This window comes from Flavobacterium sp. AC105, from assembly GCF_979258495.1.
Map to the genome: position 1 here is coordinate 5,551,852 of NZ_OZ409860.1, position 9,816 is coordinate 5,561,667.

At 35.7% G+C, this 9,816-nt stretch carries 6 protein-coding genes; 1 reads left to right on the plus strand and 5 read right to left on the minus strand.

Annotation, left to right across the window (positions count from 1 at the left end; genetic code table 11):
• Positions 1-2: 2 nt before the first annotated feature.
• From ACZ0AH_RS23100 to ACZ0AH_RS23115, 4 genes are all read right to left on the minus strand, one after another.
• On the minus strand, positions 3-1,550 hold the full coding sequence (locus ACZ0AH_RS23100) for an alpha-N-arabinofuranosidase (protein WP_463478066.1): 1,548 nt from the start codon (positions 1,548-1,550) through the stop codon (positions 3-5).
• Between the two features lie 85 nt (positions 1,551-1,635).
• Entirely contained in the window at positions 1,636-2,640 is a 1,005-nt protein-coding gene (locus tag ACZ0AH_RS23105) for an arabinan endo-1,5-alpha-L-arabinosidase (RefSeq protein WP_463478067.1), read from the minus strand.
• A 233-nt stretch (positions 2,641-2,873) separates the two neighbouring features.
• Positions 2,874-4,436: a RagB/SusD family nutrient uptake outer membrane protein gene (locus ACZ0AH_RS23110; protein WP_463478068.1), complete on the minus strand. Its 1,563-nt coding sequence runs from the start codon at positions 4,434-4,436 to the stop codon at positions 2,874-2,876.
• A 1-nt stretch (position 4,437) separates the two neighbouring features.
• On the minus strand, positions 4,438-7,524 hold the full coding sequence (locus tag ACZ0AH_RS23115; protein WP_463478069.1) for a SusC/RagA family TonB-linked outer membrane protein: 3,087 nt from the start codon (positions 7,522-7,524) through the stop codon (positions 4,438-4,440).
• A gap of 569 nt (positions 7,525-8,093) precedes the next feature.
• Here ACZ0AH_RS23115 and ACZ0AH_RS23120 point away from each other — a divergent pair.
• The gene (locus tag ACZ0AH_RS23120; protein ID WP_463478070.1) at positions 8,094-8,783 is read left to right on the plus strand and encodes an NUDIX hydrolase; all 690 of its coding nucleotides are present in this window, start codon (positions 8,094-8,096) and stop codon (positions 8,781-8,783) included.
• Positions 8,784-9,134: 351 nt separating this feature from the next.
• Here ACZ0AH_RS23120 and fsa read toward each other — a convergent pair whose 3' ends face one another.
• The gene (gene fsa, locus ACZ0AH_RS23125) at positions 9,135-9,791 is read right to left on the minus strand and encodes a fructose-6-phosphate aldolase (RefSeq protein WP_463478071.1); all 657 of its coding nucleotides are present in this window, start codon (positions 9,789-9,791) and stop codon (positions 9,135-9,137) included.
• Positions 9,792-9,816: the final 25 nt, after the last annotated feature.

Below are 9,816 nucleotides of genomic sequence, written 5' to 3' on the forward strand. Positions count from 1 at the left end.
TTTTATTTTCCTTCTAAAACCACTACTGAGAAAGGAGGAATCGTAATTTCAAGTTTTCCTTTTTTGTTTTCGAAACCTTTAAAAACTTTTGGTACAATTTTATTTGGATTATCAAACGAATTGTAATCTTGTAATTTTGCTGATGTTAAAATGGTTCCTGTAAAGTTTTTTACGCCAAGATCTTTTACATCAATTTCGATTGTGTTTTTATTTTTTGCGTCAACATTTACTAAAGAAATATGTACTGATCCGCTTTTGTCTTTTGATGCTGAAGCTGAAACTGCCGGAAGCGTTTCTCCGTTAAAGGTGTATAACGGCGATTGAAAACTTACGGGTAATAATTTAGCATCCTGATGAACGCTGTACATTTTCATTACGCTATACGTTGGCGTTGTAATCATTTTTGCTTTGTCTGTAAGGATTACGGCTTGCAAAACGTTTACACATTGTGCTAAGTTTGCCATACGGACCCTATCTGCGTGATTGTTGAAAATATTTAGCGTTGATCCTGCTAAAATGGCATCTCTCATGGTATTTTGCTGGTATAAAAATCCGGGATTTGTTCCTTTTTCAACATCATACCAACCTCCCCATTCGTCAACTAGCATGGCTACTTTTTTCTCCGGATCGTATTTATCCATAATTGCAGCATGTTTGGTAACCAACTCTTCCATTTTTAATGCTGATTGCATGGTATGGAAATATCCGTCTTCAGTAAAATTTCTATCATCACCTTTTTTATCCCAATCGATTACGGCATAATGATGCACTCCAAGTCCGCCCAACATATTGATTGGAATGTTTTTCATTAGAACTTCTGTCCAGTTATAATCGGCGCCGTTTGATCCTGAAGCAATTCGTGTAATTCCGCCGGTATTTTCCCAATCCGACATAAATGTGGCGAATTTGCGGTATTCATTTGCATAATATTCTGCTGTCATATTTCCGCCGCAACCCCAGGCTTCATTTCCAATTCCCCAGAATTTAACTTTCCACGGTTCGATTCTTCCGTTCTTTTTACGCAAATCACTCATCGGACTTTTACCGCTAAAATTGGTGTATTGAACCCAATCAGCCAATTCCTGAACCGTTCCGCTACCTACATTTCCTGACAGATAAGGTTCTGCGCCCAGAAGTTCGCACATATTCAGGAAATCGTGTGTCCCGAAACTGTTATCTTCCGTTACGCCGCCCCACCATTTATTTACAATTGTTGGTCTTTCCTGTTGTGGTCCAATTCCATCCTTCCAATGGTATGTATCGGCAAAACATCCGCCCGGCCATCTTAAATTCGGAATTTTTAATTCTTTTAAAGCTTTAATAATATCATTTCTGACTCCTTTTGTATTCGGAATTTTTGATGTATCTCCCACAAAAAAACCTCCATAAATACAGCGTCCTAAATGTTCTGCAAAATGTCCGTAGATGTTTTTATTGATCGTTGGTGCTTCTGCAGTATTTTTTATGGTTACTACCGTAATTCCGCCTTGAGCGAAACTAACCTGATTACAAAGGGTAATAAGAAATGTGATTAAAAGTGCTTTTTTCATACGAGGATAATTTGTTTTTTATTGGAATAAGGTAATTTAAGTTATAAAGAGGAAAGCTATGAAACTTTCCTCTGAATAGTAATTTTTAATAAGAAAGTGTTGGCCATCCTGATGCCCAAGTGAAATATACAATTTCTAGTTTAGGATTTCCGTTATCTGCTCCGTCATAATAATGAACAGATCCTTTTTGGGTTCCTACAATTCGGGATAAATGTCCGGGTCCTATATAATTTCCTTGTGTTGCCAGAACTGTTGTTCCGCCGCCACTTTTTAAATTCACTCCATTTTTGTCTGTAAAGGGTCCAAACGGACTTGTTGAACGACCTACTACAATATAATAAGTGCTGTTTACGCCGTTGCAGCAATTGCCTCGGTTTACGAACATATAATAATAACTTCCTTCTTTTATTAAACAAGGCGCTTCCCAACTTGCACTGCTTCCGCCTGCTACGATGGTTTTGCTTCCTGTTGTTTTTCCTGTTGAAGGATTAATTTGGATGACTCCGATACCTGCATGCCAGGAACCGTATGCCATATAAACATTGCTTCCGTCTACTAAAATGGAAGGATCAATTGCATTTACATCTGATGATGAAGACGAAGAAACGACAACACCTCGATCTGTCCAGGTTGTTCCTGCGCTTTGCGAAATTGCCGGCGTAGTTACCAATCCAATTGCCGAAGTTGCTGAACCAAAAGTTGAACAAGAGTAATACATGTTCCAACGGTTATTAAACCACGCTACATCCGGTGCCCAATAGGTTTGGGTAAAACCGGGTACATATCCTGAAATCCAGCTTGGAGTTGAAGTAAATACTGATGTTCCCCAACTCCAGTTTACCAAATTGGTAGAATAGGTCATTGGAATATTATCGCCTGTTGTAAAGACATAATAATTGACACCGCTTTTTACAATTGTACTTGGATCGTGTGACGGAACTGTTCCGGTAACGGTTTTTGCTGTTAGATTTTTTGTTTGAGAATTCTGAGTTGCTGCTACTGCAGTCTCGCCTGAAGGATTTATGACATCTTCATTTTGACAACTTACTAATAATACTGCTAATAAAACCAAACTTGTAATTGTTTTCATTTGTTATAATTTTTAGTTACTGTGTTCATTATTATCTCATTGCAATCTCATTCTATATTTTTAAGATAATATCATGTAAAGATTTTCAGGCCTTTACATGATATTAAATATTCTAACTAATTCAAATAAAGTCTCAGTTTACAGTCTCGGTTTACAGTCTCAGTTTACAGTTTACAGTTTACATTGAGACTGAAAACTGAGACTGTGACTGAGACTATGACTATGACTGGAAATTAATAACTGTCATTCTGAACAGTTCCCGGATTATTATCCATTTCTAATTGTGGAATTGGGTAATATTCTCTTCCTGGCGTGTAGGAGTTAAACTCGGCGTCTCTTGTTTTTAACCATGCTAATTTTGCAGCATCCTGCAACCATCCCCAACGACGAATATCATCGAAACGGTGTCCTTCAAGAGGGAATTCCAAAAATCTTTCGTGACCAATTTGATCTCTCATCTGGTCTTGGGACATATTTGGTTTTGTAGTTGCTAAATCAGGTAATCCAACTCTGTTTCTTACCATTTGAATATATCCGTAAGCTCCCGGCGTATCTCCTGTTTCATTTAAACATTCGGCATACATTAAAAGTATATCGGCATATCTTAACAAACGCTCGTTGATACCGGAACGCCAATCGTATTCGTCAGCAAATTCTCCATCTGAATTTTGGTATTTTCTACAGAATATATCATTTAAATCTCCCGGGCTTGAAGCGTAGAAAGTCGCAAAATCTTTACCATACAATTTCATTCCGCCTGGTTTATTGTAAAAAATTGTAGCATCTAAACGCGGATCAAGATCTCCCGTTTTTGTTTTCTCATCGTGAAATTCATTAAATAAGGCCCATGATGGCTGCACATCTGTCCACCCAAAAGCTCTTGGCGCATAAGTGATGGCTCTTGCCGAAGTTTTCCCCCAGCCTGATGCCGGAGCTCCGCCCCAACCTAAATCGACACCGCCTGCATCTCTGCTAAATTGTACTTCAAAAAGTGATTCTGAATTGTTTTCGTTTGCAGTTGTAAAATTGTCACGGTAATTTGATACTAAAGAGTAAACTCCTAAATCTATAACCTGTCTGAAAGTTGTTTTGGCATTAGCAAAATCTTTGGTAAACAAATAAGCTTTTCCTAAATATCCTAAGGCTGCTCCTTTTGTAGCGCGCCCTTTTTGACCTGCGTCAAGTCCTGAAATTCCAGCGTAAGAAGTTGGTAATAATTCGGCAGCAGCCTTAAAATCGGCGATAACCTGAGCCCAGCCTTCTGCTTGTGGTTTTTGTGGATAATAAACCGCTAATTCTGTTGGTAACGGAACATTTTTGAACATGTTAACGGCATGAAAAAGATATAATCCTCTTAAGAAATACGCTTGTCCTAATATTCTGTTTTTAAGCGCTTCATCTTCAAATTTAATATTTGGCACGTTTGTTAAAACCTGATTGGCACGGTAAACTCCCTGGTAATAGGTTTCAAAAGCCCATCCGTAAATAGAGGCATCTGCAACATTTGAGTTAAAGTGACCAGCATTGTACATTGATCCCCAAGGGCTGTTTGTACGGGCATCATCTGATCTTGCGTCTAATAATAATGGTGTACTTCTCATGTACGTCCCATCTGTTAATAAACTTCCGTAAGCGGCATTTACACCTTCAATGGCGTCCTGATCTGTTTTCCAGAATGAATCAACAGCATCATTATTTGGGTCAAGTTGTGTCAAATCTTCATTTTCAACGCAGCTTGTTGTTAAAACAGCCAGTGAAAAGAAAACTGCTATATAGTTATATATTTTATATTTCATTTTAATACGTTTTTAATTGGTTAAACCAGTTTAGAAATTTACTTCTACTCCCAGAAGAAATTGTTCTTGGATTTGGAAAAGATCCTGCATCATATCCTCTTGAAATTAATCCGTCACTATTAAAATCAGGATCATATCCAGTGTATTTTGTAATAGTCCACAAGTTTTGTCCGTTAAGATATACTCTTGCTTTTTGGATAAATTTATCTTTCAACGGAATATTAAAACCCATTTCCATGGTTTGCAATCTCACATAATCTCCGCTTTCAATGAATCTGTTCGAATCTCTGCCGTTTCCGTTAGGATCACCAATAACGGGAGCCGGAATATTTGTATTTGTATTTGTTGGAGTCCAATAATTCAGTTCATCCGTACTGTGGTTTCCATATTGTCCAGCCATTAAATTGCGGTACATTGCGTTGAAAACTTTATTTCCGCCGCTTCCTTGCCAGAACATAGAGAAATCAAAGTTTGAATAAGAAGCACTAAAATTCAATCCAAAACCATATTTAGGAATCGTAACTCCTTGAAAAGTTCTGTCAGCATCTGTGATAATTCCGTCACCGTTTACATCTTTAAATTTTACGTCTCCAGGAGCTGCACCAGTTTGTGTTGGAGAAGATGCAACTTCTGCTGCGTTTTGAAAAATTCCAATCGCTTCCCATGCAAAAAGTTCTCCTGCAGATCTGCCTACTTCTGTTTTTGATACTGCTCCGTAAATAGGATTTCCGCTAACACCAATTTTTGTTATTTCATTTCTTAAAGTACCTACGTTACCAGAAATGTCATATTTAAATTTATGATGATGATTGCTGTATGATGCTGTAAACTCAAAACCATGATTTTCCATATCTCCGGCATTTGTGGTGATATTTGCAGGAAATGCTCCTGTAGAATATGGCAACGGAACTCCTAATAATAAATCAGTTGATTTTTTTATAAAATATTCTCCTGTAAATTGTAAGTCATTGTCAAGAAAACCCAATTCAAGTGCAATGTTTTTACTGGTTGTTTTTTCCCATTTTACATTCGGGTCAAGTGCCGCTACAACGGTTGTTCCCGGAGCAAGCTCATTGTTAAAATCATAACCTGCAAAACTGTTTACGGTTGAAGCAAAAAAGTATTGCGGAATGGTATTGTTACCCAACGTTCCGTAACCTCCTCTAAGTTTGATATTGCTTACCCATGTTGGTAAATGCAAGAACTTTTCGTTGCTGATTTTCCAGCCTCCTGAAAAAGAGTAGAAGTTTGCCGAGTTATTTTTTTCGCTGAAAAGAGACGTTCTGTCCTGTCTGAAATTAGCCTGCAATAAATATCTGTCATCATAAGAATAATTTAATCTTGTAATGTATGAGATTCCTGTAATTGTAAATTTAGATTCGCCGGCATCTCTTGAATCAGCATATTGAAGCATCGGAATTTCTCCCGGTTTGTATCCTACACCTCTTGACCAGTGATTGTTATTGTCTCTTCTTTCCTGAATCCATCCTGCAAGAGCGTCAAATCTATGCTTACCAAGTGTAACTTCATAAGTCAATAAATTGTTCATGAAAGTTCTCAATTCATTTCCGTTAGAAACATCTAAAGAAGCTTCGTCGTTTGTAGTAATATAATACCATCCTAAATCACTTGGCGGAATAAATTTTCTGTTTTGCCAGTCGGTTCTGTCATAACTTACATCCAGTTTATATTTAAGACCTTTCGCAATTTCAATTTCTCCCCATATGTCCCCGATGAAACGATTTCTTTTTCCGTTGTTGGTAATCAAATTATTGTACCCAATTGGGTTCATCGAAATTGCTCTTTGCGTCAAATTATCCGTTCCACCGTAACCGCCAAGCCTGTTAGCATCGTAAACCGGCATTGTTGGTACAGCACCCAAAATATCGCTAATTACAGTTTGTCCTGCATTGTATTCGTTAAAAATCTCTTTGTCTGATTGTGTGTAAGCGATTTTTGCTCCGTATTTGAATTTTCCTTTTTTACCATTCAAATTCAAATTCGTTGATAGTCTCTCATAATCCTGAGGCGTTTTTACATAACTTGTGTTTTTGAAATAATCCACATTAAAACTATAAGAAATAGCTTCTGCACCTCCTGTAAATGTTAATGCCTGATTTTGTATAACACCGGTTTGTAACGCTTCTGCCTGCCAGTCTGTATTAACATTTGAAATATACGAAGGGCTTGTCGGGTCATTTCCAGGTGCAATACTTACCGGAACACCAGCTCTGACATCTCGGTTTCTTTCGGCTTCGCTTGTTATTTGCTGATAACCCAAACGGTCTGTTACATTCCATTTTTTAGTTACATTCTGAAGTCCTACAATCGATTTGAATTTAACCTCTGTTTTTCCTGCTTTACCTTTTTTAGTCGTAATAATTACAACTCCGTTGGCACCGCGAACACCATAAATAGCAGCCGAAGAAGCATCTTTTAAAACCTGCATGGATTCGATTTCTCCCGGGGCAAAATCATAAGGAGCATCAACCATAATACCGTCAATAACAAATAGTGGATTGTTATTACTAAAAGAAGTTATCCCTCTGATTTTAATGTTTACAAAACCTCCAGGTTCTCCGGAAGATTGTACGGTAACTCCGGGAACTTGTCCCTGAAGCATTTTTGCAGCATCATATGTTACGGTTTTTTTAGCTGATTCTAAATTTACAACACTTACAGATCCTGTTAAATCAGATTTCTTTTGTGTTCCGTAACCAATTACTACTACTTCATTTAATTTATTAGTGTCTTCACCTAATACGGCGTCTAATTTTGTTTGGTTTCCTACCGTTAATTCTTTATTTTGAAATCCTATAAATGAAAAAATTAAAACATCATTTGGAGATGCTTTAATCGAATATTCTCCATCAAATCCAGTCACTGCAACTGTTTTGGTTCCTTTTATCATAATATTCACTCCCGGCAAAGGCAATTTGTCTGATGCCGAGGTAACAACTCCGGTAATCACTTTGCCTTGAGCCGACATTTGATTAACGGAAAATAGTAGCATCAATAATGCTAAAAGCCATTCTTTTTTTGGCAATAAAAAATTGCAATAAAAAAATAATCGTTGGTTTGTTATCATACTGGTTTATTTAAGTTGGTTAGGGTATAGTTATAAGTGTTAATTTTACATTTGTAAATTTAAATAAAAAAAAAGCTTAAAAACAAATTAATATGATAAAAAAAGGCGGGAAAAAAAATACATATCATAAATTAAGTGTAAAAACAACATTTAAAAATTGATGTTTTTTTCAAAAAATAAGTCTTTTTGAAGTTTAATTTGTGTAAAATCAACACTTTTAAGCAAAAAGCAGCTTTTTACTCAAAAAATCCTGATGAGAGAAAAAATTTAAAAAAGATAAAAATCAGCGATTTGACTATAATCTTAGTACCCAAAAAAAGATATTCTTGTAAAAAAATTCTTGGTAAGAATGTCAAATTTTGATTTAGCTTTAACTTTTTATTATAAAAAACACCTTAATTTCGTCTCGAAAACGATTGAAAATTGAAAAATCTGATTAATTTTTAAACAAAAAAGAATTTTTTCTTAACGTTATTTTATATCTGGATACATAGTTAAGTGTAAAATCTACATTAATAAATTATGAAACGAATCAAGAAGTTTATATATTTACCAATAAAAAATAACATATGCTAAACAGTTATAGCTCTGCAGACAAAGCTTTATTAGCAGTAGATTGTATCATTTTTGGGTTCGATAATGAAGGTTTAAAAATACTCTTGATCAAAAGGGATTTTGAGCCTGAAAAAGGAAAATGGTCCTTAATTGGCGGTTTCTTAAAACGAGACGAAGTATTAGATAATGCTGCTATTAGAATTTTAAATACATATACAGGTTTGAACGATATTTATATGGAGCAGTTATATGCTTACAGCGAAATTGATCGTGATCCTGTCGAAAGAACCATTTCGGTTTCTTATTATGCTTTAATTAATATCGAAAATCATAATGCCGAATTAATCAAAAATTACCACGCCCAATGGTTTAGTATTGCTGATACTCCAAATTTAATCTTTGACCATAACGAAATGGTGCAGCACGCCATTAGAAGATTGCGTTACAGAACGTCGATAAAACCAATTGGTTTTGAATTGCTTCCTGAAAAATTTACTATGCGTCAGTTATTAGAATTATACGAAGCAATTTTGAGTAAGGAATTGGATAAAAGAAATTTTATCAGCAAGATTAATTCATTGGAAATCCTGAATAAACTGGATGAAAAAGACATGCAATCGTCTAGAAAAGGATCTTATTTATATACGTTTAATAAAGAAAAATACGAAGAGAAATTACTTAACGATTTTGTGTTGAATTTGTAAATTTTTAGCCCACGGATTTGGCGGGTTGAACGTATTTACACAGATTTTTATTTTTTTATACTTGAACTCTATAATTTTTTCACGCAGATTTTGCAGATTCATGCAGATTTATTTTAATATTTGATCTGCTCAAATCTGTAAAATCTGCGTGAAACTTTTTTAAATAAAACAAAACCCTGAAAGCCACAAACTTTCAGGGTTTTTACTTCAATAAAACTACTATTATAAAACTAAAAAATTATTCTTTTTAAGTTTGCCCACAGATTAAACGGATTAAACAGATTGACACAGATTTTTTAAAGATAACCCAGCGTAAATTCGTTCAACCCGCCAAATCCGTGGACCAAAAATCTAGCTATTTCCTTTTTGATAATCGGCAAGAAAAGTAGCCAAACCAATATCCGTTAACGGATGTTTTAATAAACCTTCGATTGCGCTTAAAGGTCCGGTGATAACATCAGATCCGGTTTTGGCACAATTAATAATATGCATTACATTACGAACTGAAGCTGCCAGAATTTGCGTTTCAAAACCATAATTGTCATAGATCAATCTGATATCTTCGATCAAAACCATTCCGTCAGTCGAAACATCATCCAGACGACCAATAAATGGCGACACATAAGTAGCTCCGGCTTTTGCAGCCAATAAAGCCTGACCGGCAGAAAACACCAACGTGCAATTGGTTCTGATTCCTTTGTTCGAAAAATATCTGATTGCTTTTACACCATCTTTTATCATCGGGATTTTTACGACAATCTGAGGATGCAAGGCGGCTAATTTTTCACCTTCGGCAATCATGCCTTCAAAATCTGTTGAGATTACTTCGGCACTTACATCGCCATCAACCAATTCGCAGATTTTTATGTAATGATCCAATATATTTTGCGCTCCCGTAATTCCTTCTTTTGCCATTAACGAGGGATTTGTGGTTACACCATCTAAAACGCCTAAATCATTGGCTTCTTTAATATCTTTTAAATTTGCTGTGTCTATAAAAAATTTCATGTCTCTTTATTATTTTGATAGGTTA

Bases quoted from the DNA above. Each gene is read 5' to 3' on its own strand.
- ACZ0AH_RS23110 (WP_463478068.1), bottom strand. From the start codon at position 4,436: ATGAAATATAAAATATATAACTATATAGCAGTTTTCTTTTCACTGGCT.
- ACZ0AH_RS23115 (WP_463478069.1), bottom strand. From the start codon at position 7,524: ATGATAACAAACCAACGATTATTTTTTTATTGCAATTTTTTATTGCCA.
- ACZ0AH_RS23120 (WP_463478070.1), top strand. From the start codon at position 8,094: ATGCTAAACAGTTATAGCTCTGCAGACAAAGCTTTATTAGCAGTAGAT.
- ACZ0AH_RS23105 (WP_463478067.1), bottom strand. From the start codon at position 2,640: ATGAAAACAATTACAAGTTTGGTTTTATTAGCAGTATTATTAGTAAGT.
- ACZ0AH_RS23100 (WP_463478066.1), bottom strand. From the start codon at position 1,550: ATGAAAAAAGCACTTTTAATCACATTTCTTATTACCCTTTGTAATCAG.
- fsa (WP_463478071.1), bottom strand. From the start codon at position 9,791: ATGAAATTTTTTATAGACACAGCAAATTTAAAAGATATTAAAGAAGCC.